Annotated in this window: 22 protein-coding genes and 1 riboswitch; of the genes, 10 read left to right on the top strand and 12 right to left on the bottom strand. The window is 68.9% G+C overall.

Going from position 1 to position 22889, the window contains the following annotated elements; genetic code table 11:
* A partial coding sequence (locus ACR652_RS21145) for an NAD(P)(+) transhydrogenase (Re/Si-specific) subunit beta (protein ID WP_434508450.1) occupies nt 1-1352 on the top strand: 1352 nt, incomplete at its 5' end.
* 107 nt (nt 1353-1459) lie between these two features.
* On the opposite strand, the gene fabI is transcribed toward ACR652_RS21145, so the two are convergent.
* Nucleotides 1460-2320 carry an enoyl-ACP reductase FabI gene (fabI, locus tag ACR652_RS21140; RefSeq protein WP_434508449.1) on the bottom strand — a complete coding sequence of 287 codons (861 nt, stop codon included), beginning with the start codon at nt 2318-2320 and terminating at the stop codon, nt 1460-1462.
* Nucleotides 2321-2518: 198 nt separating this feature from the next.
* Between fabI and ACR652_RS21135 the strand changes: the two genes are divergently transcribed.
* The 3 genes from ACR652_RS21135 to ppa all read left to right on the top strand — a co-directional run bounded on the left by ACR652_RS21135 (nt 2519) and on the right by ppa (nt 4558).
* Nucleotides 2519-3010 carry a sigma factor-like helix-turn-helix DNA-binding protein gene (locus tag ACR652_RS21135; protein WP_434508448.1) on the top strand — a complete coding sequence of 164 codons (492 nt, stop codon included), beginning with the start codon at nt 2519-2521 and terminating at the stop codon, nt 3008-3010.
* A gap of 7 nt (nt 3011-3017) precedes the next feature.
* Nucleotides 3018-3905, top strand: a complete 888-nt coding sequence (locus ACR652_RS21130; RefSeq protein WP_434508447.1) for an anti-sigma factor family protein — start codon at nt 3018-3020, stop codon at nt 3903-3905.
* Between the two features lie 116 nt (nt 3906-4021).
* A complete protein-coding gene (ppa, locus tag ACR652_RS21125) occupies nt 4022-4558 on the top strand; it encodes an inorganic diphosphatase (protein ID WP_434508446.1) in 537 nt (178 codons plus the stop codon).
* A gap of 177 nt (nt 4559-4735) precedes the next feature.
* Here ppa and ACR652_RS21120 read toward each other — a convergent pair whose 3' ends face one another.
* The 5 genes from ACR652_RS21120 to ACR652_RS21100 form a co-directional block, all read right to left on the bottom strand.
* On the bottom strand, nt 4736-5095 hold the full coding sequence (locus tag ACR652_RS21120) for a DUF1636 family protein (protein WP_434508445.1): 360 nt from the start codon (nt 5093-5095) through the stop codon (nt 4736-4738).
* Between the two features lie 70 nt (nt 5096-5165).
* Entirely contained in the window at nt 5166-5978 is an 813-nt protein-coding gene (locus ACR652_RS21115; protein ID WP_434508444.1) for a Crp/Fnr family transcriptional regulator, read from the bottom strand.
* 195 nt (nt 5979-6173) lie between these two features.
* Nucleotides 6174-6803 (bottom strand): methionine biosynthesis protein MetW, encoded by a 630-nt coding sequence (metW, locus tag ACR652_RS21110; protein WP_434508443.1) that lies wholly within the window; start codon nt 6801-6803, stop codon nt 6174-6176.
* A complete protein-coding gene (gene metX, locus ACR652_RS21105; RefSeq protein WP_434508442.1) occupies nt 6800-8005 on the bottom strand; it encodes a homoserine O-acetyltransferase MetX in 1206 nt (401 codons plus the stop codon). The genes metW and metX overlap by 4 nt, the downstream gene beginning before the upstream one ends.
* Nucleotides 8006-8129: 124 nt before the next feature.
* Complete coding sequence (locus ACR652_RS21100) at nt 8130-8972, bottom strand: alpha/beta hydrolase (RefSeq protein WP_434508441.1); 843 nt, start codon at nt 8970-8972, stop codon at nt 8130-8132.
* Nucleotides 8973-9102: 130 nt separating this feature from the next.
* Here ACR652_RS21100 and ACR652_RS21095 point away from each other — a divergent pair, with 130 nt between their 5' ends.
* From ACR652_RS21095 to ACR652_RS21075, 5 genes are all read left to right on the top strand, one after another.
* Nucleotides 9103-10308 (top strand): glycosyltransferase family 4 protein, encoded by a 1206-nt coding sequence (locus tag ACR652_RS21095; RefSeq protein WP_434508440.1) that lies wholly within the window; start codon nt 9103-9105, stop codon nt 10306-10308.
* 84 nt (nt 10309-10392) lie between these two features.
* Nucleotides 10393-10851 (top strand): DUF2147 domain-containing protein, encoded by a 459-nt coding sequence (locus ACR652_RS21090; protein WP_434508439.1) that lies wholly within the window; start codon nt 10393-10395, stop codon nt 10849-10851.
* A 153-nt stretch (nt 10852-11004) separates the two neighbouring features.
* On the top strand, nt 11005-12867 hold the full coding sequence (locus ACR652_RS21085; protein WP_434508438.1) for a cation:proton antiporter domain-containing protein: 1863 nt from the start codon (nt 11005-11007) through the stop codon (nt 12865-12867).
* Between the two features lie 87 nt (nt 12868-12954).
* Entirely contained in the window at nt 12955-13590 is a 636-nt protein-coding gene (locus ACR652_RS21080) for a S24 family peptidase (protein ID WP_434508437.1), read from the top strand.
* Nucleotides 13591-13657: 67 nt separating this feature from the next.
* Nucleotides 13658-14722 carry a cytochrome-c peroxidase gene (locus tag ACR652_RS21075; protein WP_434508436.1) on the top strand — a complete coding sequence of 355 codons (1065 nt, stop codon included), beginning with the start codon at nt 13658-13660 and terminating at the stop codon, nt 14720-14722.
* Between the two features lie 100 nt (nt 14723-14822).
* Here ACR652_RS21075 and gcvPB read toward each other — a convergent pair whose 3' ends face one another.
* The 4 genes from gcvPB to gcvT are packed head-to-tail and all read right to left on the bottom strand — an operon-like array spanning nt 14823 to nt 19235.
* A complete protein-coding gene (gcvPB, locus tag ACR652_RS21070) occupies nt 14823-16367 on the bottom strand; it encodes an aminomethyl-transferring glycine dehydrogenase subunit GcvPB (protein WP_434508435.1) in 1545 nt (514 codons plus the stop codon).
* Nucleotides 16367-17707 (bottom strand): aminomethyl-transferring glycine dehydrogenase subunit GcvPA, encoded by a 1341-nt coding sequence (gene gcvPA / locus ACR652_RS21065; RefSeq protein ID WP_434508434.1) that lies wholly within the window; start codon nt 17705-17707, stop codon nt 16367-16369. The genes gcvPB and gcvPA overlap by 1 nt, the downstream gene beginning before the upstream one ends.
* A gap of 20 nt (nt 17708-17727) precedes the next feature.
* On the bottom strand, nt 17728-18102 hold the full coding sequence (gene gcvH / locus ACR652_RS21060) for a glycine cleavage system protein GcvH (RefSeq protein ID WP_434508433.1): 375 nt from the start codon (nt 18100-18102) through the stop codon (nt 17728-17730).
* On the bottom strand, nt 18099-19235 hold the full coding sequence (gene gcvT / locus ACR652_RS21055) for a glycine cleavage system aminomethyltransferase GcvT (RefSeq protein ID WP_434508432.1): 1137 nt from the start codon (nt 19233-19235) through the stop codon (nt 18099-18101). Before gcvT ends, gcvH begins: the two co-directional genes overlap by 4 nt.
* 174 nt (nt 19236-19409) lie before the next feature.
* A riboswitch (glycine riboswitch) is annotated at nt 19410-19499 on the bottom strand.
* Nucleotides 19500-19656: 157 nt separating this feature from the next.
* Between gcvT and ACR652_RS21050 the strand changes: the two genes are divergently transcribed.
* Nucleotides 19657-21690: a hypothetical protein gene (locus ACR652_RS21050; protein WP_434508431.1), complete on the top strand. Its 2034-nt coding sequence runs from the start codon at nt 19657-19659 to the stop codon at nt 21688-21690.
* A gap of 9 nt (nt 21691-21699) precedes the next feature.
* On the opposite strand, the gene msrA is transcribed toward ACR652_RS21050, so the two are convergent.
* Both msrA and msrB read right to left on the bottom strand, forming a co-directional pair.
* On the bottom strand, nt 21700-22362 hold the full coding sequence (gene msrA, locus ACR652_RS21045; protein ID WP_434508430.1) for a peptide-methionine (S)-S-oxide reductase MsrA: 663 nt from the start codon (nt 22360-22362) through the stop codon (nt 21700-21702).
* A 5-nt stretch (nt 22363-22367) separates the two neighbouring features.
* Nucleotides 22368-22889 (bottom strand): peptide-methionine (R)-S-oxide reductase MsrB, encoded by a 522-nt coding sequence (gene msrB, locus ACR652_RS21040; RefSeq protein ID WP_434508429.1) that lies wholly within the window; start codon nt 22887-22889, stop codon nt 22368-22370.

Raw genomic sequence — 22889 nt, 5'->3', positions numbered from 1 at the left:
ATCCCACCACCTCGATCCGCGGCAATGTGTTCGGCATGACGGGCATGGCGATCGCCGCGCTGACCACGGCGGCGCTGATCGTGGAGCTGTCGGCCAGCGGCCGCGGGATGATCTGGATGTTCCTCGGCCTGGTCGTCGGCGGCGCCTACGGCGCCTGGCGCGCGCGCACGGTGGAGATGACCAAGATGCCGGAGCTGGTCGCCTTCTTCCACAGCATGATCGGCCTCGCAGCCGTGTTCATCGCGGTGGCGGCGGTGCTGGAACCCTCGGCGCTGCTGCAAGGGCTGCCGCGCGGCGCGGAGATTCCCACCGGCAACCGGCTGGAGCTGTTCCTCGGCGCGGCCATCGGCGCGATCACGTTCAGCGGTTCGGTCATCGCCTTCGGCAAGCTCTCGGGCACCTACAAGTTCCGCCTGTTCCAGGGCGCGCCGGTGCAGTTCGCGGGACAGCACAAGCTGAACCTGCTGCTCGGCCTGATCACGATCGCGCTGGGGCTGGTGTTCATGTTCACCGGCAGCCTGCCCGCGTTCTTCGCGATGCTGGCGCTGGCCTTCGTGATGGGCGTGCTCATCATCATCCCCATCGGCGGCGCGGACATGCCTGTGGTGGTGTCGATGCTCAATTCCTACTCGGGCTGGGCCGCAGCCGGCATCGGCTTCACGCTGGGCAATTCCGCACTGATCATCACCGGAGCGCTGGTGGGCTCCTCCGGCGCGATCCTGTCCTACATCATGTGTCACGCGATGAACCGCTCGTTCATCTCGGTGATCCTCGGCGGCTTCGGCGGCGAGACCGTCGCGGCGAGCGGCGCCAAGGAGACGCGCAACGTCAAGCAGGGGTCGCCGGAAGACGCGGCCTATATCATGCAGAACGCCGGCAAGATCATCATCGTGCCCGGCTACGGCATGGCGGTGGCGCAGGCGCAGCATGCGCTGCGCGAAATGGCGGACATGCTGAAAAAGGAAGGAGTCGACGTCAGCTATGCGATCCATCCGGTCGCGGGCCGCATGCCGGGGCACATGAACGTCCTGCTCGCCGAAGCCAATGTGCCGTACGATGAAGTCTTCGAGCTGGAGGACATCAATTCGGAGTTCGCGCAGGCGGATGTGGCCTTCGTCATCGGCGCCAATGACGTCACCAATCCGGCCGCGAAGACCGACAAGACGTCGCCGATCTACGGCATGCCCATTCTCGATGTGGAGAAGGCGAAGACGGTGCTCTTCCTAAAGCGCGGCATGGGCTCCGGCTACGCCGGCGTGGAGAACGAGCTGTTCTTCAGGCCCAACACGATGATGCTCTTCGGCGACGCCAAGAAGACCGTCGAGTCGATCGTGAAGTCGCTCGGGCACTGAGGCGGCGCGGCGCCCAGCGTCTGGGGGCGCCGCCCGATTGTTCCCTCCCCTTTCCATGCGAGGGGAGGGAGCCTCCCGCGCGCGCAGCCGTCGTGCGCGCGTCGCCGTTACTTCTCCTGCGGCAGCAGCGCCAGCAGATCGGCCATCTTGGGCGCGGCGGCCGGGTTCATCATGCCGACGACGTGATAGCCCGCGTCGACGTGCAGGATCTCGCCGGAGACGCCGCGCGACATCGGCGAGAGCAGGTAGACGGCCGACTCGCCCACTTCCTCGATGGTCACGACGCGGCGGAGCGGAGCGTTATATTCGTTCCAGCGCAGGATGTAGCGGAAATCGCCGATGCCCGAGGCCGCCATGGTCTTGATCGGCCCCGCCGAAATGGCGTTGACGCGGATGTTCTTGACGCCGAGGTCGGCGGCGAGATAGCGCACCGAGGCTTCGAGCCCCGCCTTGGCGACGCCCATCACATTGTAATGCGGCATCCACTTCTCGGCGCCGTAATAGGAGAGCGTCAGCAGCGAGCCGCCCTCCGGCATCAGCTTTTCGGCGCGCTGGGCGATCGCCGTGAAGCTGAAGCAGGAGATGTTCATCGACATCAGGAAATTGTCGAGCGTCGTGTCGACGTAGCGGCCGTCGAGCTGGTCCTTGTCGGAATAGGCGAGGCAGTGGACCACGAAATCGAGCTTGCCCCAGAGCTTCTCCACCTCGGCGAAGACCGCGTCGATGGTCTCCGGCTCGGCGACGTCGCAGCGGCCGACGACATGGGCGCCAAGCTCGGCGGAGAGCGGACGCACGCGCTTCTCCAGCGCCTCGACCTGATAGGTCAGCGCGAGTTCCGCGCCCGCGCTGGCGCAGGCCTTGGCGATGCCCCAGGCGATCGAGCGATTGTTGGCGACGCCCAGGATGAGCCCCTTCTTCCCGGCGAGGATTCCGGCGAAAGGAGCGGCGGGCGCGTCTTGCTGTGTCATCGGGGCGTCCATGATTTTGGCGTAAACGGGTCGCGCGCCCTTTAGCGTGGATTTTGCCCAAAGGAAACCCTGCCCCCGGAGCCGCCGAATTCGTTTCAAATCTCGCGCGCCGCCCTGTGGCCATTTTCCGCCGATTGACCTATCATCTCATAGGAAACGCCACTAATGGCGGGTGCAAGCCTTCGTGACGGGCCGCGAATGTCCAGGAAAGCCGAGATCCTTGAAGGGCTTGGCGGGAGCGTTCCCGCTTTGCGCCGCTATTCCCGGGCGCTGGCCGCGGGGGCGGGCCATGCGCTCTCCGACGACCTCGTGCAAAGCGCGTTGCAAAGCGTCGGCGCGCGAATCCGGGCGCGGGAGCTGCGCCCCGCCGATCTCTCCGACGCCCGGATCGAGGCCTATGCCGCGCTGACCGCCATGGCGGCCAAGCGCCTGGGTCACGCCCCGCGTCCGGGGCCGCGCCATCCCGGCATTGTCCATGGCCTCGCCGACCTGCCCTTCGACGACCGGGCGGCGCTGCTGCTGGTCTCGCTCGAGGGGTTCGGTTACGAGGCGGCGGCCCGCATTGTCGGCGCCCCGCGCGAAACGCTGCTCGCACGTCTCACGCGCGCCCGCGCGGCTCTCGCCGTCGAGGGCCTGCGCGCGCCGGACGCGGCGCGGCGCGCGGCCTCGCATCTTCGCATCGTGAAATAGGCGCAGCTTGAGTTCTTCCGCCCGGATCGAGGAAACCGACCTCCACGCCCTCGTCGACGGCGAGCTGGACGCCGAACGGCGCCGCCGCGTCCAGGACCACCTGCTCCAGACCCCCGAACATGCGGCGCTGGTCGAGGACTGGCGGCGCCAGAACGCGGCGTTGCGCGCGGCCTTCGAGCCCGTCGCCCATGAGATCGCGCCGCTGTCCCTGCGCGACGCCGCCCTGCGCGCCCCGGCGCCCGCGCAGGGGCCGATCGAGACGGGGGCCATTCACTGGGGGCGCCCGGGCGCTTCACGTCCCGCGCAGCGCCTCGACGACATCCGCGCCAACCGCCGGCGCCAGGCGCTGCTCTCGACGCTGCTGACGCTCCTGACCGGCGCCGCCGTGGCGGGACTCGCGGCGCTGGTCATCGCCGGCCGCAGCGAAACGCCGCGCCCGCCGATCGCCGCGCCCTTCGCGCAAAGCTACGCCGGCCGCGCCGCGCTCACCTACGCCACCTACGCCACGGACGCGCATCCGGTCGAAATCGACTCCTCGCGCCGCAGCGAGCTTGTCGCCTGGCTCAAGGCGCGGGTCGGCTTCGCGCAGACGCCGGACCTTTCCGGGCTGGGGTTGCGGATGCTGGGCGGCCGGGTCGCGCCGGGCGTCGCCGCGCCGGCCGGGCTGCTGCTCTATGAGCGCGCCGACGGCGCGCGCGTCGGGCTTTATTTCGAACGCGCCGAGGCGGCGGGCGCCCCGCTCCCGCCGCGCGCGGGGGCGGGCGTCACGGCCATTGAATGGCGCGCGGCCGGTTTCGCCTTTGCGCTCGTGGGGCCGCTGTCGCCGGAAGACATGCAGGCCGCCGCCGAACGCGCCGCGAGCGCGGTGGCCGCGCCAGTGTCCGATGATCGCTGATTCCATGCTGGCGTCCACGGACGATCGGTGGGATATAGGCGCGCCGCCTGCGAATCGACCTCCCCTCGCACGCGCTGCGCGTTAGACAAAAATCCTCGAAAACCGGAGCTCTTGTTATGCGTCTCGACGCCATTCCGATCGGCGCGAACCCCCCGCATGAAGTCAATGTCGTCGTCGAAGTGCCGCTCGGCGGCGAGCCGATCAAATATGAGCTCGACAAGGCGTCCGGCACCCTCTTCGTCGACCGCTTCCTCTATACGGCGATGCGCTATCCGGGGAATTACGGCTTCATCCCGCACACGCTCTCGGACGACGGCGACCCCTGCGACGTGCTCGTCGCCAATACGCGCCCCGTGGCGCCGGGGGCGGTGATTTCGGTGCGGCCGATCGGCGTGCTGCGCATGACGGATGAGGCCGGCGGCGACGAGAAGATCGTCGCGGTGCCGTCGACGCGCCTCACCCCGCGATACACGGATGTGCACAATTACACCGACCTTCAGGAGATGACCTGGCGGCGGATCGAGCACTTCTTCGTGCATTACAAGGATCTGGAGCCCGGCAAATGGGCGAAGGTCGCCGGATGGGGCGACGCCGCCGACGCCCGCGCGCTGATCACGGCCGCGATTGAACGCGCGAAGGCGGAGAAGAAGTAAGGGGGCGTTTTCGGCGGAACGCGCTGTAACGGCGCGACTCCTCCGAGCCTTCATGGCGAGACCCCCTCCCCAACCCTCCCCCGCTCGCGCGGGAGAGGGAGCAGATCCGGGCATTCATCGAGCGTGCTGATCGCGAGCGTCCCCTCTCGCGAAAGCCGTGGCGGGGGTGGGGCGCCCCTAGGTGAGCGGCGGCGTGCGCGATACGACGCCTTTCCGGAAGCACTGGGGCCGGTCCTTCCAGGCGACGATGCCATTCTCGCTCTCGCCGAAGCGCAGCGCCGAGTCGATCACATCATCGACCGTGGCGGAGGAGAGATCGCCGATCACATAGGTCCATTTGCCCGGCGCCGCGAGGGCGATGGTCGCGGGCCGCTTGCACACGGCGAGGCACTCCACCGATTCGACCCGCAAATCGACGCTGCGCGCGCGGAGCCTCGCCTGCAGCGCGTCGAGAAAGGCCGCGCCGGGGCGGCTGTTGTCTTCGCCGGCGTCTCGACAGGAGACGCAGACGACAATTCTCACGTCACTGTCCGACAATGCCGATTCTCCCACGACTGGCGCGGGTGTTTTCCGTCAGCTGCGCGCGAATGACAAGGGGCGCGCGGCGTCAGGCGGCGTTTTCACGGCGGCGGGCGCCCTTCTCCGGCGAAAGGCGCGCCGAGCGGCCGAGCTGCTCGCATTGCCCCGCCAGCCGGGAGACGCTTTCGACGAGAATGTCGCGCGTCTCCGTGCGCACGCCGACGTCGCGCAGCTTCGCGAAGGCGCGCGAGAGGGTCTCCTGCTTCACGCCGAGCTGCTGGGCGATGAGGCGCTTGTCATAGGGCAGGCGGAAGCGGCATTGCTCCACGCCCGGCGGACACAGGGACAGAAGGAAATTGGCCAGCCGCTGATCCGCGTTCTGGGCCTTGAGCGACTCGATCTCGAGGATCAGCGCGGAGATCTTGTCCTTGCTGTCCTGGATCATCGCCGCAAACAGCGCCGGAGACTCCCTCATCATCCGGGTGAAGCGGGCGGCGGGGAATTTCAGCAGCGTGGTCGGCCCGACCGCTTCCGCCGAGACGCGGTAACTCTCGCTGGCCGTCATCGGCGGCTCGCAGAGGGTCTGGCCATTGGAGCGGATGCCGATCAGCGTCTCGTCGCCGCAGGAGGCGATGCGCAGGATCTTGACGAAGCCGCGCAGAATGACCGTCACCGCCGCGACCGGATCGCCCTGCCGGAAGATCACCGCGCCGTCGTTGCAGGACTCGATCTTCGCCTCGAGCGTCAGCCGCGTGATGGTCGTCTCGTCGAGGAGTGAAAACAGCGGCAGATCGCGCAAGGCGGGCGGCTCGGCCGCCGTGACGCGGCCGTTTCGGCGATTGGCGCGGCCCTTGCGCGGGCTCGCAAGCCCCATCGCAACGTCGCTTGTCTCTATGGACACGCCCACATCCCCCTTGTCGCGCACGCCCCTTCTCGCGCACGGCGTCGCGGAGTCAGGGTTTGTGCGAAGCTGCTTTTTCCACCGGGGCCGCCAGGCTCAAGGGCGGTGGGGCTCCTTCGGCCTTTGCTCAAAGGCTAACGCGAATGGCGGCGGCGCGAAAGGCGAACGCACGGGACAAACCGTCGCACGTTCCCGCTATCTGGGCGCGCCCTCGCGCGCGAGCAGGAAGACCGCCTGTTCGCCGAGCAGGTTCCACACCCACCAGGGGGCGTTGACGCGGATCGGCGTCCCCGCGTGATCCAGCGCGACGCCACGCTCGATCCGCGCGCCCAGCGCGTCGACGAGCTCCACGAAGTCGCGGATGGTGCACAGATGGATGTTGGGCGTGTCGTGCCAGCTATAGGCGAGATTGCCGGTCACCGGCATGCGGCCGCGAAAGGCGAGCTGCGCCCGCACCCGCCAATAGCCGAAATTGGGAAAGGAGACGATCGCGCGCCGCCCGATCCGCAACATGTTCTCCAGGGCGTCGCGCGGATGGCGCGTGGCCTGCAAGGTCTGCGAAAGGATGACGTAGTCGAACCCGTCGTCCGGATAGTCGCGCAGATCGGTGTCGGCGTCGCCCTGAATGACGGACAGACCCTTGGCGACGCATTCGTTGACGCCGCGCTGGGAGAGCTCAACGCCGCGCCCGTCGACATTCTTGCGTTCGGCGAGGAGCTTGAGCAGCGCGCCGTCGCCGCAGCCGACGTCGAGAACGCGCGCGCCGTCCTCCACCATGTCGACGATGAGCAGGTGATCCTGCCGGGGAGACTGCGCCCGGATCATGCGCTTGCCCTCAGGCCCCGCGCCGTCGCCGCGGCTTCGAGGAAGCCCCTTGTCGTCGCGATGAACATCGGCTCGTGCAGGAGAAAGGCGTCGTGGCCCTTGTCGGATTCGATCTCGACGAAGGACACCGAGGCGCCGCTGGCGTTGAGCGCATGGACGATGGCGCGCGAGTCCGAGGTCGGATAGAGCCAGTCGGAATCGAAGGCGACCACGCAGAAGCGGGTCTTCGCATCCTTGAACGCCTGCGCCAGCAACCCGCCGTAATCCGCCGCGAGATCGAAGTAGTCGCAGGCGCGGGTCACGAAGAGATAGGAATTGGCGTCGAAGCGCTCGACGAAGGCGAGCCCCTGATAGCGCAGGTAGTTCTCGACCTGGAAGTCGGCGTCGAAGGAGAAGGTCGGCGCCGAGCGGTCCTGAAGCTTGCGGCCGAATTTGCGCTGCAGCGCGGCCTCCGAGAGATAGGTGATATGCGCCGACATGCGGGCGACGGCGAGGCCCTTCTCGGGGCGCACGCCCTGTTCCAGATAGCGACCGCCGCGCCAGTCGGGGTCGGCCATCACCGCCTGTCGCCCGACCTCGTTGAAGCCGATGTTCTGCGCCGTATGCTTGGCCGCCGTGGCGATGGGCATGGCCGAGAACACCCGCTCGGGATAGCTCGCCGCCCATTGCAGCACCTGCATGCCGCCCATCGAGCCGCCCGCCACGCAAAACAGCGTGTCGATCCCCAGATGGTCGATGAGCATGGCCTGGGCGCGCACCATGTCGCGGATGGTCACGACCGGGAAATCCAGCCCGTAGGGCCGGCCGGTCGCCGGATTGACCGAGGAGGGGCCGGTGGTGCCCATGCAGCCCCCGACCACATTGGAGCAAATGATGAAGTACCGGTCCGTGTCGAAAGGCTTGCCGGGTCCGACCATGGCCTCCCACCAGCCAGGCTTGCCGGTGACGGGATGGACCCCCGCCGCATACTGGTCGCCGGTCAGTGCGTGGCAGAGCAGGATGGCGTTGCTCTTGTCTGCATTGAGCGCGCCATAGGTTTCGTAGCCGATCGCCAGCGGCGCGATTCGGCCGCCGCCGTCGGTGACGAGCGCCTGCTCGGCCGGAAAGACGACGGTCTTGCCGTTCGCCCCGGCTCCATTGGTCCTGACGCCGCCTTGCGCCGCCTGTCGCGCGACGTCTTCCTGCCGCTCGGAATGAGTCAAAATGTCCTCACGTTCGATATGCCGAACGAATTGTTCGGCAACATCGAGGCGCGGGCCTGACGTGTCAAGGCCCGACCTCGCGCCAGGCTGGCGACGCCCCTTTGCCGCGCGCCCTGGTCGGCGGCTATCCGGCGGAGAACAGATCGGGCTGCGCCGGGCCGGCGGCGGGCGCGCTCATCAGCTCGACCGCCGCGCCGAGCTGGGCGAGGTCCTGCTCCCGGGACAGGCGGTGATCGCCGTCGGCGATGAAGGTCAGCGTCACCGGATCGGCCGAAAGGTGTTCGACAAGCGTCAGCGCGTGGCGCCAGGGCACGTCCGGGTCGGCCATGCCTTGCAGAATATGGACGCGCGCATGCGCGCGAATTTCGCCGCCGAGCAGGAGATGGCGACGGCCGTCCTCGATCAGGCGGCGGGTGATGGGGGTCGGCTCCGGCGCATATTGCGAGGCGCGCATCCAGGCGCCCTTCTCCATGACGTCGCGCTTCGCCGCGTCGTCGAGACGGCTCCACATCAGCTCTTCGGTGAAATCGACGGCGGGCGCGAGCAGCACCAGGCCGGCCAGCCGGGCCTCTTCGCCGCGTTCGGCGAGACGTCTTGCGAGCAGCAGGGCGATCCAGCCCCCCATGGAGCTGCCGACGAGAATTTGCGGCCCGCTGGTCGAGTCGCGAAAGACGCCCTCGGACTGGGCGAGCCAGTCGCCGATGCAGCCGTCGGCGAATGCGCCGCCGGAGTCGCCGTGGCCGGAATAATCGAATCGCAGAAAGGCGCTGCCCCGCGCGCGCGCCCAGTCGTCGAGGAAGCCGGCCTTGGTCGAGGCCATGTCCGAGGCGAATCCGCCGAGCCAGACGAGGCCCGGCCCGCCGCCGCCGGCCGCCGCCGGCCGCAGGCGCCGCGCGATGCGCCAGGGCGCGCCCCCGGCGGGATTGGCGATGTCGACGAAATCGACAGGGGATGGGGATTCGCTCATGAAGGCCAAGACTCTCCAGTTGCGCCGGTCATGCTTGATTTTTGGGCGTTTCTGATGCTCACCTTTGGTAAATAATACCGGAAGAGAATGCGAGCGTCTCATTCGGGCCCGGAGGCGCGCAATCCCGCTCATGTCGCAGACGCTTGCCCCACTCGCCGCCGCGCCCGACCATTTGCTGGCCGGCCGCACGGTCTTGCAGATCGTTCCCGATCTCCAGTCGGGCGGGGCGGAGCGCGCGACGGTGGAGATGGCCGAGGCCCTGGCGCAGGTCGGCGCCCGCTGCCTCGTCGCCTCGCGCGGCGGCCGGATGGTGAGCGAACTTCAATCAAAGGGCGGCGTCTGGACGCCGTTTCCGGCGGCGACGAAAAATCCCGTCGCCATGGCTCTGAACTCCCTGCGGCTCGCGCGCATCATCCGCGAGGAGGGCGTCGACATCGTGCACGCCCGCTCGCGCGCGCCCGCATGGGTCGCCTATTACGCCACGCGGCGGACCGGCGCGAAGCTCGTCACCACCTATCACAGCGCCTATGACGGCGCCTCGCCGATCAAGCTGCGCTACAACGCCATCATGGCCTCGGGCGATGTTGTGATCGCCATCTCCGAATTCGCGGCCCAGCGCATCCGCCGCCTGCATCCCGAGGCGGCCGACCGCGTCGTCGTCATTCCGCGCGGCGCGGATTTGCGGTTCTTCTCGCCGCTCGCCGTGTCGCCGGCGCGCGTCGAGCGCCTGCGCGTCGAATGGGGCCTCGCCGCGCATGAGCGCGTCGTGCTGCTGCCGGCGCGTCTCGCCGCCCGCAAGGGCCATGCGGTGACGATCGAAGCCGTCAAGCGCCTGGCCGAGGAGGGCGCGGACGACATTCGCGTGCTCTTCGTCGGCGATCCGCACAGCGACAGTTTCCGCCGCGCGCTGGAGGCGCAAATCGCCCGCGCGGGCGTCGGCGACCTCGTGCGCATCGTCGGCCATTGCGAGGACATGCCGGCCGCCTATCTCGCCGCGGCCGTCATCATCGCGCCCTCGACCGAGCCGGAGGCCTTCGGGCGCGTCGCCATCGAGGCGCAGGCCATGGGCGCGCCGGTGATCGTCTCCGACATCGGCGCCTCGCCCGAAATCGTGCTGGCGCCGCCGCAGACGCCGCCACAGCAGGCCACCGGCTGGCGCGTGCCGCCGGGCGACGCGGGCCGTCTCGCCGCGGCGATCCGCGAGGCTCTGACGATGACCGCCTCCATGCGCGACGAAATGATGTTGCGCGCGCGCGACAATGTGCAGTCGCGCTTCTCCATCGAGCACATGCAGCATGCGACGCTCGAGGTCTACCGGCGCCTCCTGCAACGATAAGGCCGCGGCGCCGCATTGCGGTCGAAGAATCGCCGGCAAGGGCGGGGAAGCTTCATTCATCGCCACTTTGAAGGAGCGATCGAAATGAAGCGTATCTCCGTATTCGATCCCTTTGCGCGCATTCTGGCCGGCGCGGCCGCGCTCGCCCTCGTCACGGCCTCCGCCGGGGCCGTGGGCGGCGCCAATGATCCACATGGCGTCTGGCTGCGGCCGGACGGCGGCGAACAGTTCAGCTTCTATGACTGCGACGGCGGCCTGCTGTGCGCCAAGCTCGTGTCCGTCGCCAAGGAGGAAGACGCCAAGGCCGTCGGCACGGTGATCCTGCGCGGCGCGGCGAAAAGCGGCCCCAACGAATGGAAGGGCAAGCTCTACAATGCGCAGGACGGCAAGACCTATGAGGGCTATGTCATCCTGCGCTCGGCCAATGAGCTGCGGCTGAAGGGGTGCCTGTGGGGCATTCTGTGCAGCGGCGAGACCTGGACCCGCGTCGCCGCCGCGCCATCCGCCAAGGCGCATGGCCGGGAGGAGGCCGCCGCGCAATGAACGTGGTCTAGCCGCTCGCCGTCTCCTCTCCCCGCAGGCGCGGGGAGGGGGCTCCCACGTCTCCCGGCTGTTTTTGCGGACTGAAACTTGCTCCATTGAGGCCGCGCGATTCGAAAACGCGCTATCTCAGTCGGGACGGGCGCGGGAGGCCTTGTGAGCGATCATCCTCTGCATCTGGAGTCGTACCGCGAGGCGCTGGTGTTCCTCGCCACCGCGGGCGTCGTGGTGCCGCTCTTCCACCGGCTGCGCGTCAGCCCGGTTCTCGGCTTTCTGATCGCGGGGGCGGCGCTGGGGCCGCATGGGCTCGGCCGGCTCGCCGCGACCCACGAACTCGCCGCCATGTTCACGATCGCGGATGTCGAGGGCGTCTCGCAGCTCGCGGAATTCGGCCTGGTCTTCCTGCTCTTCATGATCGGGCTCGAATTGTCCTGGGAGCGGCTGGCGCGTCTGCGGCGGCTGGTGTTCGGGCTTGGGCTCGCGCAGGTCGCCGTGTGCGGGACGGTGCTGGCGGCGGTGGGGCACTACTGGTTCGGAGTCAGCGCCGCGCCGTCCATCCTCATGGGCGTCGCGCTCGCCATGTCGTCCACGGCCGTGGTCATGCCGGTGCTCTCGGAGGCCCGGCGCGTCAACAAGACGCCCGGCCGCGTCGCCTTTTCCGTCCTGCTGCTGCAGGATCTGACGGTGGCGCCGGCGCTCTTCTTCGTCTCGGTTCTGGCCCAGGCGAAGACTGGCGGCTTCAGCGCGCTGGAGGCGGTTTCCGCCTTTCTGCCGGCCTTGGTCGCGCTGGCCGGGCTGATCATCTTCGGCCGTCTGCTGCTGCGCCCGCTGTTCCGCCTCGTCGCGTCGGCGCAATTGACCGAACTTTTCATGGCCGCCTGTCTGCTGGTCGTGGTCGGCGAGGCGCTGGTGACGGCGGCGGCGGGCCTGTCCATGGGGCTCGGCGCCTTCATCGCCGGCCTGCTGCTCGCGGAAACCGAGTTCCGGCGCGAGATCGAAGTCACGATCGAGCCCTTCAAGGGCCTGCTGCTTGGACTGTTCTTCGTCTCCGTCGGCGCGGGCCTCGACATTGGCGCGGTGATCTCCGATCCGGGGCCGGTCTTCCTGAACGCCTTCGGGCTCATCGCCGTCAAGGCGGCGATCATCTTTCCGCTGGCGCGCGCCTTCGGCGTCGCCTGGCGGCCGGCGCTGGAGGCGGCGCTGCTGCTCGCGCCGGGCGGCGAATTCGCCTTTGCGCTTCTCACCTCGGCCATGCTCGCGGGCGTGCTGCCCGGCCATTTCGGCGCCGACGCCATGGTGGTGGTGACGCTGACCATCTTCTGCATCCCGCTGCTCGGGCGGCTCGGCGCGGCGCTCTCCCGGCAGGCGGAGCGCGAGGAGGACGACGATGCGCAATACGCCCATCTCGCGCCGGACAGCGCCGTGGCGGAGGGGCGCGTCGTCATCGTCGGCTTCGGGCGCATCGGCAGCCTCGTGGGCGACATGCTCGAGCGCCACAATGTCCCCTTCGTCGCCGTCGAAAATATGGTCTCCCTCGTCTCCAGGGGGCGCGAGCGCGGCGTCGAAATCTATTGGGGCAACGCAGCGCGGCGCGATTTCCTGGTCAGATGCGGCCTGGAGCAGGCCCGCGCCCTCGTCGTGACCATCGAAAACGCCGCCGCCGTGGAGGAGGTCGTGCGCATCGCCCACGAGATCCGCGAGGACCTCGTCATCGTCGCCCGCGCCCGCGACGCGCGCCACGCGACGAAGCTCTATTCGCTGGGGGCCAGCGACGCGATCCCCGAAACCATCGAGGCGAGCCTTCAGCTCGCCGAGACCGTGCTCGTCGATGTCGGCGTGCCGATGGGCTATGTGATCGCCTCCATTCACGAGAAGCGCGACGAGTTTCGCAAGATTTTGCAGCCGACCGGGGAGGAGGCGCGCGCCCGGCAGGAGGAGCGGCGCAGCCAGATCAAACGGGAGCAGGCGCGCCGCCGCATTTCCGGCCGCTCGGCCGAGGAGGCCGGCGAGGAGGTCTGAACCGCGCCGCCGCGAGGACAACTTCCTGTTGCGTTGGGAGGGGCAAGCATATATTCCTGTGGATAGGAATTCTTGCCGGATCGACCCATGGTTCTCACACATGCGCAAATCTGGGCGGCGATCGACGCGCTCGGCGACCGCTATGGCCTCACGCCGTCCGGCCTGGCGCGCAAGGCGGGGCTTGATCCCACCACCTTCAACCGCTCCAAGCGCGAGACGCAGACGGGGCGCCAGCGCTGGCCCTCGACCGAGTCGATCGCCAAGGTGTTGCAGGCGACCGGCGCGAGCCTCGACGAATTCATGACGCTGGTCTCGGCCAACAGCGGCGCGCGGCCGCGCCACACGCGCCCGCTGATCGGCTTGGCGCAGGCCGGCGAGGGCGGCTTTTTCGACGAGTCGGGCTTCGCCACCGGCGCCGGCTGGGACGAGATCGACGTGCTCGCCGAGGCGGACGAGCATTCCTATGCGCTGGAAATTTCCGGCGACTCCATGGCGCCGCTCTATCGCGACGGCGACGTCGTGATCGTCTCGCCCTCGGCGCCGGTGCGGCGCGGCGACCGCGTCGTCGTGAAGACCGCCGCGGGCGAGATCATGGCCAAGGAGCTCAAGCGCCAGACCGCCCGCGCGATCGAGCTGCATTCCATCAATCCCGCCTATCCCGACCGCGTGATCCCGCGCGAGGAGGTCAGCTGGATCGCGCGGATTTTATGGGCGAGTCAGTGAGCGCGGCCGCTTGGAGCTGTGCTATAAAACGATTCCTTTCCGGCTGTTCCCGAGGATGGGTTCGAACATGCGCCAGTCCCTGATCGTCTCGCTTCTCGCTCTCCTGTCGCTTGGCGCGGGCTCGGCCCGCGCGGAGGACGCCCTGCGCGATCAGGCGAAGACCCTGTTCGAGCCGATTCCGAAGTCCGCGCCGGCCTTGCCCGACAATCCGGCCACGCCCGAGAAGCTCGCGCTCGGCAAGATGCTGTATTTCGAACCGCGCCTCTCGGAGAGCCGCAGCTTCGCCTGCGCCACCTGCCACAATCTCAGCATGGGCGGCGTCGATGGCGGCGCCCTCTCCGCCGGAAACGCCCAGCTCGCCGGCCGCGAAGTCCAGACCGTGCTGAACGCGGTGTTCAACAAGTCGCAATATTGGGACGGCCGCGCCAGCGACCTGAAGGATCAGGTGGTCAATTCCGTCATGGCCAATCCGAAGGCCATGCTGAAGACGCGCGGCGGCCCGATGGCGATCAACCCGACCGAGCTCGCGGCCACCAAGCAGCATGAGATCGAGCAGCTCAAGCTGATTCCCGGCTATGCGGACGCCTTCAGGAAGGCGTTCCCCGCCGACGCCGATCCGCTTGTCTATGACAATATCGGCCGCGCCATCGCCGTCTTCGAGGCGACGCTGATCACCCCGGACGCGCCCTTCGACCGCTGGCTGACGGGCGACGACGCGGCGCTGGACGACACACAGAAGGCGGGCCTCAAGCTCTTCATCGACAAGGGCTGCGCCTCCTGCCACAACGGCGTCAACGTCGGCGGCGCCTCCTATGCGAAATTCGGGGTCGTGGCCAATCCGGGTCCCGAATATCTGCCGGCCGAGGACGCGGGCCGCTATGCGGTGACCAAAGCCAACGCCGACCGCTATGTCTTCAAGGTCCCGTCGCTGCGCAATGTCGAACTGACCGCGCCCTATTTCCACACGGGCTCGACCTTCGATCTCAAGAAGGCCGTGAGCGTGATGGCGGACGCGCAGCTCGGCGCCAAGCTCTCGGACGACGAGACGACCAAGATCGCCGCCTTCCTCAAGACGCTCACCGGCAAGCAGCCGGAAATCGTTCTCCCGATCCTGCCCCCGCGCGACCGGTAGTCCGGGTCTGTCCCGCTGATCCCCTCCCTCCCCCTTGCGGGGAGGGGCAGGGGTGGGGGTCCATCCTGGGGGGTGTTCGCGGCTTCCCCCTCCCCGCAAATCAGGTCGCTCGGGACGAAGCCGTCTCCCCCGCCCGCCAGCGCAACACGGGCTTTCGCGCGGCCAGCGTCTCGTCGACGCGCCGTCGCGGCGCGAGGCGCGGGGCGTCCGTGAAGCGTTTCGTGTCCCCCTCCCGCGCCGATCTGGCGAGGTCGCGCAGCGTCGCCACGAACAGATCGAGCGACGCCTTCGACTCCGATTCCGTCGGCTCGATCAGCATGGCGCCGTGCACGACGAGCGGGAAATACATCGTCATTGGATGATAGCCCTCGTCGATCATCGCCTTGGCGAAGTCGAGCGTCGACACGCCCGTTCCCTTGAGCCAGGCGTCGTCGAACAGGACTTCATGCATGCAGGGCCGGTCGCCGAAGGGCTGGGTCATCACGTCGCGCAGCGCGGCGCGCACATAATTCGCCGCGAGCACCGCGTCTCGCGAGGCCTGCGCCACGCCGTCGACGCCATGCGCCAGAAGATAGGCGAGCGCGCGCACGAACATGCCCATCTGGCCGTGGAAAGCCGTCATGCGGCCGAAGCTTTGCGTCCCCTCCGCATGTTCGACGAGCTCCAGCCGCTCGCCGTCGCGGCGGAGGAAGGGAACCGGCGCGAAGGGCGCGAGACGTTGCGAGAGCACAACGGGCCCCGCGCCCGGACCGCCGCCGCCATGCGGGGTGGAGAAGGTCTTGTGCAGATTGATATGCATGGCGTCGACGCCGAAATCGCCCGGCCGCGCCACGCCGGCGATGGCGTTGAAATTCGCGCCGTCGCAGTAAAAGTAAGCGCCCGCCTCATGGGCGGCGTCGGCGATCTCGACGATCTCGCGCTCGAACAGGCCGCAGGTGTTCGGATTGGTGAGCATGATCGCCGCGACGTCCGGGCCGAGCGCCGCGCGCACCGCCTCGGCGCGCACGGTCCCGTCCGCCGCCGCCGGCACGACGCGCACGGAAAAGCCGAGCAGCGCGGCGGTCGCCGGATTGGTGCCATGCGCCGATTGCGGAATGAGCACCACCGTGCGAGCAGCGCCTTCGCCGCGCGCCGCAATGGCGGATTTGATCGCCATCATGCCGCAAAGCTCGCCATGGGCGCCGGCTTTCGGCGAGAGCGCGATGGCGTGGGTGTTGGTGAGGGTCATCAGCCAATGCGCGAGCTGTTCCATCACCGCCAGCGCGCCCTGCACGGTCGAGACCGGTTGCAGCGGATGAACGTCCGCGAAGCCGTCGAGCCGCGCCATCTTCTCGTTCCCGCGCGGATTGTGTTTCATCGTGCAGGAGCCCAGCGGATACAGCCCGGCGTCGATGGAATAGTTTCGCCGCGAGAGGCGCACGTAATGGCGCATGGTCTCGGGCTCGGAGAGACCCGGCAGGCCGATGGGCGTCTTGCGTTCGAGCCCGCCGAGGCGCGGCGTAACGTCGGGCGCGTCGTCGACGTCGACGCCGGTCGTCTCCAGCCGGCCGATCTCGAACAGCAGGGGTTCTTCCTGATCGAGACCGCGATTGCCGGTGAAGGTTCCCGGGGCCTCGTCGTGATTTTGCACAGGGCGATCGAGCATCACAGCGTATCCTTCAGCGCCGCGACAAAGGCCGCGCGGTCGTCCGGCGTATTGGTTTCCGTATTGGCGACGATGAGGAGATCGTCGAGCCCCGCGCCGGGCAGAAGCCGCGACACGGGAACGCCCGCGAGCACGCCCTTCGCCGCCATCTTCTCGACCAGCGCCGCCGCGTCGCCGGGGAGACGCAGCGTGAATTCGTTGAAGAAGCTCTTGTTGAGAATCTCCACGCTCGGAACCCGCTCCAGCAGTTCGGCGAGCGCCACGGCGTTGACGTGGTTGAGCCGCGCGAGCCTTGTCAGACCGGCCTGCCCGAGCAGCGTGAGATGGATCGAGAAGGCCAGAGCGCAAAGCCCCGAATTGGTGCAGATGTTCGACGTCGCCTTGTCGCGGCGGATGTGCTGCTCGCGCGTCGAGAGGGTCAGCACGAAGGCGCGCCGTCCGTCGGCGTCGACGCTTTCGCCAGCGAGCCGCCCCGGCATTTGCCGCACGAATTCCTGCCGCGTGGCGAAGAGCCCCACATAGGGGCCGCCGAAATTCAGCGCGTTTCCGATCGACTGTCCCTCGCCCACGACGATGTCCGCGCCCATGTCGCCCGGCGGCGTCAGAAGCCCGAGCGAAACGGCTTCCGTGACGACGGCGATGAGCAGCGCGCCGTGGCGATGGCAGGCCTCGGCGATGGGCGTGAGGTCGCGCAAATGGCCGAAGACATCGGGCGTCTGCACGACGACGCAGGAGAGCGAGTCGTCGATGCGCGCGATCAGATCCTCGACGCCAGAGGCGTCCGGCGGCATGTCGACGACCGCGTCCTCGGCGAGGCGCGAGATGGTGCGCACGACCTCCGCGTACTGCGGATGCAGTCCGCCGGAGAGCAGCGCCCTGCGCCGCCCGGTCAGGCGATGCGTCATCAGCACGGCTTCGGCGGTCGCCGTGGAGCCGTCATACATGGAGGCGTTGGCGACCTCCATTGCGGTGAGCAGCGCGACCTGCGTCTGGAATTCGAAGAGCGTTTGCAGCGTCCCTTGGGAAATCTCCGGCTGATAGGGCGTGTAGCTCGTCAGGAACTCCGAGCGCTGGATCAGATGATCGACGCTCGCCGGCACGTGATGCCGGTAGGCGCCGGCGCCGACGAAGAACGCAGCGTCGCCCGCCGCCATGTTGCGCGCCGCAAGCTGCTTGAGATGGCGCTCGACCTCGATTTCGGACTTGTGCCGCGGCAGGTCAAGCGGCTCCCGGATCAGCGTCGAGGCGGGCGCGTCGGAGTAGAGCGCCGCGACGTCCGCGACGCCGATGGTCGCGAGCATGGCCTGTCTGTCTGCGTCGGACAGCGGATGATAGCGCATCTCTTTTTCCTGTCTTCGCGCTAGAGTGTCTTCAGGAAGCCCGCATAGGCGTCGGCGTCCATGAGCGCAGCGGTTTCGTCTGGCGTTTCGACGCGCAGCTTCACGAGCCAGCCGCCGTCGAGCGGGTCTTCGTTGACGAGCGCCGGCTTTTCGCCGAGCGCCGCGTTCACCTCGATCACTTCGCCGGAGACGGGCGCATAGACCTCGCTCGCCGCCTTCACACTTTCGATGACCGCGAGTTCGACGCCCTTCGCCACTTTCTTGCCGACCTTGGGAAGATCCACGAAGACGATGTCGCCAAGCTGCTCCTGCGCGTAATCGGTGATGCCGACGACAGCGGTCCCGCCGTCGAGGCGAAGATATTCGTGGTCTTTCGTGAAGCGCAGATCCGTCATGGCGACTCCTTGGGTTTGAAATAGCGATGGGCGACAAACGGCAGCCGGGCGACGTCGAGCTGGACGCGGGCGCCGCGCAGGTCCGTCGCAAGCTGCGCGCCGGTTTGCGAATGACCGCGCGCGACATAGCCCATGGCGATCGGCCGTTGCAGCGTCGGCGAGAAACCGCCGGAGGTGACGTGGCCGACGACCTCGCCGCTTTGCGCGATGAGCATGGCGCCCTCGCGCACCGGCGCCTTCGATTGCGGCAGCAGACCCACGCGCAGCCGCGGCGGTCCGTCGCGCAAGGCGGCGCTGATGCGTGCGAAGCCGGGGAAGCCGCCTTCCGCGCGCCGCCGCCTGCCGATCGACCAGGCGAGGCCCGCCTCCACCGGATCGGTCGTCTCGTCGAGGTCATGGCCATAGAGCGGCAGTCCCGCTTCGAGCCGCAGCGCGTCGCGCGCGCCGAGCCCCGCGGGCGCGACCTCGCCGTTATCAAGCAGCGCCTTCACGAAGCTTTCCGCGTTTTCGGGCCGCAGGGAAATCTCGAAGCCGTCTTCGCCCGTATAGCCGCTGCGGGAGACGAAGACGCTTGTCGGGCCTTCCTCGAACGCCCGCCAGCCCATGAAGGGAAGGTCCTCGGCGCCCGGCAGGAGCGCGGCGAGCACGGAAGCCGCGCGCGGCCCCTGCAAGGCGATCAGCGCGCGGTTCAGCGGCGTCAGATCGAACTCGGGCAGGCGCTCACGCAACAGCGAAAAATCCTGCTCCTTTCGCGAGGCGTTGACGACGAGGAGCAGCCGCTCTTCGACGCCCGGCAGGCGCGTGACCATGAGATCGTCGAGAACGCCGCCCTTCTCGTTGAGAAGCTGGGTGTAGCGCGTGCGGCCGGGCGCGAGGCCGATCAGATCGGCGGGGGCCAGCGTCTCCAGCGCCCGCGCGGCGCCGGCGCCGGCGAGGATCGCCTGGCCCATGTGCGACACGTCGAAAAGTCCGGCTTTCTGGCGCGTGTGCAGCGTCTCGGAGACGATGCCGGACGCATATTGCAAAGGCATGTCATAACCGGCGAAAGCGGCCATGCGCGCGCCGAGGGCGCGGTGCAGCGAATCGAGCGGCAAGGACGCGAGCGCGTTGTCGGGGTTAGGCTGAGCGGTCACGAGAGACTCTCCGGCGTTGGGCGTCAAGCGCAGCTTGCGGACTCCCGCGTCCCGCGCGCCCCCTCTGTCCGGTGACCTGAGAGATTTCCCCGGGGTCTCCGCCTTGCGAGCCGGGTCCGGGTTACGCCCTTCGGTGGACGAGGCGTCTCAACGCCACGCCGCTTTCCAGAGTCTTTTCTTCACGCGGTCCTTTTGCCTGAGCGTTTCCGGGGCGGTTTCGCCTTCGGCGCCGGCCGAACGGCCGGTCTCTCCCGCGAAGAAGTCCACGCCCGAAAAGATGGGCTCGTTGCGCGCGGGCGTCAACCCATTTTCGCAGGCAATTGCGCGGCGGGGCCGGGCGCGGCTATTCTCCGCGCACTTCTTCGCGCATGGTCCGTGGCGCCATGCTTTCCGCAAGCTTTACACCCGGGCGCTACGGCGAATGTGGCAGGAGCAGTTGGATTACTTCTGGGACGGCGGCCGCCGTCTCGCCATTGGCGGCTTCGAGGGCGCCGAGCGCGCGCTGCCGCTCGCGGCGCGTCCGGCGCTGACCGTCGTCTCCGCGCGCGATCCCGCTTTCGCGGCCGAGCCCACGCTCATCGAGGCCGTCGACGCGGCCCGCTGGCGCTCGGACATCGTCCTTTTCGACCTGCCGGCGGAGCATTCGTTCCTGCTTCTGACGGCGGCCGACGGCTCGACGCTGACGCTCGCCCTCGGCGCCGAGCGCGACCAACCGTCGGGCGGCGAATACCGCCTGCTGATGACGCTGCTGCCCGAGGGGAACGGCGCGGAGCCGCAGTTTCGGATCATGTCGCTGCCGACGCGCGGCGACGTCGAAAGGCTGGCGCGCGAGCAGACGGCGACGGCGGGGGCGCGGCTGGTCTGGGCCATCGGCCAGCGCCGCGCCTTCGAGCAAGGGCCGGATGGCGGGCTGATCCTCCGGCTTGCGCCGGCGCGGCGGATGTTCCCCGCCTGGCAGAGCCGGCTGCTGCTCGAAGCGCGCGCGCTGGAGACGGAGGCGGCCGCCGACACGCGCGAGGCGCCTTTCGCCATCATGCAGCACTGGGTCGGCGAGAATGGCGCGCCGCGCGCGGCGCTGCGGCTGCGCATTCCCGATTCGCTGGAGGAGAGCGCCACGCTTCTGGGGCGGACCTGCGTCGCCATGGCGCTCGGCCAGCGCCGCCGCCTGCGCGGCTGGATGCAGGAGCAGAAGGCGGCGGGCGAGCCGGTCATTGATCCGTTGGGCGTGGAGGACATCCGCCAGGCGACCGGCGATCCGGCCGAACATCCGGACGCGGTCGAGGCGAGCGACGCCGTCATCGTCGCCAATCTTCTCAATTTGCTGCTCGACCCCGCCGCGCCGGAGGCCGACGGCGTCGCCGTGCGGCGCGGCGTCGACCGCAACGGGGCGGGGCTGGGCGAGACCATCGACATCGACTTTTACGGCGCCGCGCTCGGCGACGAGGTGGGGCTCGTCTGCCCCGCCGCCCGCACGGGCGATCTCGGCGCGGCCCCCGTCGATCCGGGCGGGCCGCCCTTCGCGCGGCTGTTTCGCATCGAGGCGGACGGCCTCACGCCCCGGCGTCTCGACGACGATCTGCTGCTCGACGAGCTGATGCGCCGCGCCGAGGCGGCCAGCGCGCGCATGAGCACGGGCGTCGCCGCCCGCGCCTTCGCCGAACGCGCGGCCGGTCTGAAAGGACGGCGCGAGAAGCTCGTCTCCGCCTTCAACGAGGCGCTGACCCGCGCCGGCCTGTCGGGGCGCTTCTCGGCCGTGGGCCTGTGGGACCTGTTCGAGCCGTTGCAGCAGGCGAGCTTCGTCGCGCTCGCGCGCGACGCCGCCGCGCCCGCCCGCATCGAGTCGATGGGCGGCTATGGGGCCTATCGGGTCGATCCGGCGGTGACCGCCGCGCTCGCCAAAGGCGGCCCGCTGGCGCAAACCGCGCCGCAGGGACGCATCGGCGCGGAGGGGCGCGGACCAGCGCCGCTGCCGGCGCGCTATGCCGCCGCCTGCGGCGCCGAGGGGATGGCGCCGCCGGGTCTCGACGCGGCCGCCCAGCTCGCCGTCCTGCGCGCGCTCATGCGGGACGACGACGCCCCGGTCTTGCGGGAGGCGCGCATCGGCCTCTCGCCCGATCCTGCCTTGCGCCGGGAGGCCGAACGCGCCGCGCGGACGCTGGCGGATGCGGCGGCCGTCGAAAGGGCCATCGTTCATTTCGAGAAGCATCGCGATTCGCGCAGCGTCGCGGCGCTGGCGGATTATCTCGCCGCGCGCCGCGCCGGCCGCTGGGTCTCGGCCAACTCCGCGCCGACACTGGCCGCGCTGATGCAGCGCGCGGGCGTCGAGGCAGAGGCCGAACAGACGCGCGTCGCCGCCGGCATGACGGCCGCCGCCGCCGCCCCGCCGCCGCCAGTCCCGCCGCCCGTCCCGGCGGAAAAGCCGAAAGGCTTTTTCCGCCGCCTGTTCGGGGGGTGAGGCGCGGCGTTATTTCGTCCGCACGGGATCGCTGCGCCAAAGCTCCGGGAAGGCGCGTCTGAGGTCCTCGATCTTGGGGAGATCGTTGTATACGATGTAAGGGGCGCTCGGATGCGCGATCAGATAATCCTGATGGTAGGGCTCGGCTGGATAGAACCGCGCCAGCGGCTCCAGCCGGGTGACGATGGGCGCCCCGAAGCTGCGCGCCGACGCGAGCTGTGAGAGATAGGCGCGCGCGACCTTTTCCTGTTCGGGATCCGTCACGAAGACCGCCGAGCGATATTGCGGTCCCTCGTCCGGCCCCTGCCGGTTCATCTGCGTCGGATCATGCGCGACGGAGAAAAAGACGCGCAGCAGCTCCCCGAGCGTGACGACAGCGGGATCGTAGGTGATCTCGACGGTCTCCGCGTGTCCTGTGTCGCCGCGCGAGACCTGGTCGTAATGCGCGGTGCGCTCCGCGCCGCCGGCGTAGCCGGAGACCGCGCGGGTGACGCCCTTCACATGCTGAAAGACGCCCTGCACGCCCCAGAAACAGCCGCCGGCGACGACGAGCTGTCGCTCGCCGCGCGACGCGGGCGGCGGATCGAAGGCCGGGGGCGGCAGGCTCACGGCGCGTTCGCGCGCGGCGAGCGGGCTCGCGATCAGCAGCAGCGCGAGGAGCAGGCGCTTCATCGGCGTCAGCCGCGCGCGACGAAGCGCAGCGCCACGCCATTCATGCAGTAGCGCAGGCCGGTGGGCTTCGGGCCGTCGGTGAAGACATGGCCGAGATGCGCGTCGCAGCGCTTGCAGGAGACGGCGACCCGGCGCAGTCCGAAGGACGCGTCCGCGCTCTCGACGACATTAACTTTCGAAATTGGCGCGTAGAAGCTCGGCCAGCCCGTGCCGGAATCATATTTCGCGCGGCTGTCGAAGAGCGCCGTGTCGCAGCAGACGCAGCGGAACAGCCCGTCGTCGTGAGCGTCCCAATAGGGGCCGGCAAAGGCGCGCTCCGTGCCCTCGCGGCGGGTCACCTCATAGGCGAGGGCGGAGAGTTGCGCGCGCCATTCCGCGTCGGTTTTTGAGACTTTCTCAACCTTCGAGACGCCGAGGCTCCTGCCGGACGCGTCAAAGGCTTCGATGTCGACGCTCGCGGCGGCGCGGGCCGTCCAGGGCGTCAGGGCGAGCGCGGCGGCGCCGCTCATCAGGGCGCGTCTGTTCAC

This window comes from Methylocystis sp., assembly GCF_051061225.1.
Lineage (GTDB): Bacteria > Pseudomonadota > Alphaproteobacteria > Rhizobiales > Beijerinckiaceae > Methylocystis.
Note: the sequence above shows the minus strand (reverse complement) of the source record. Positions and strands in the feature narration are given on the sequence as shown.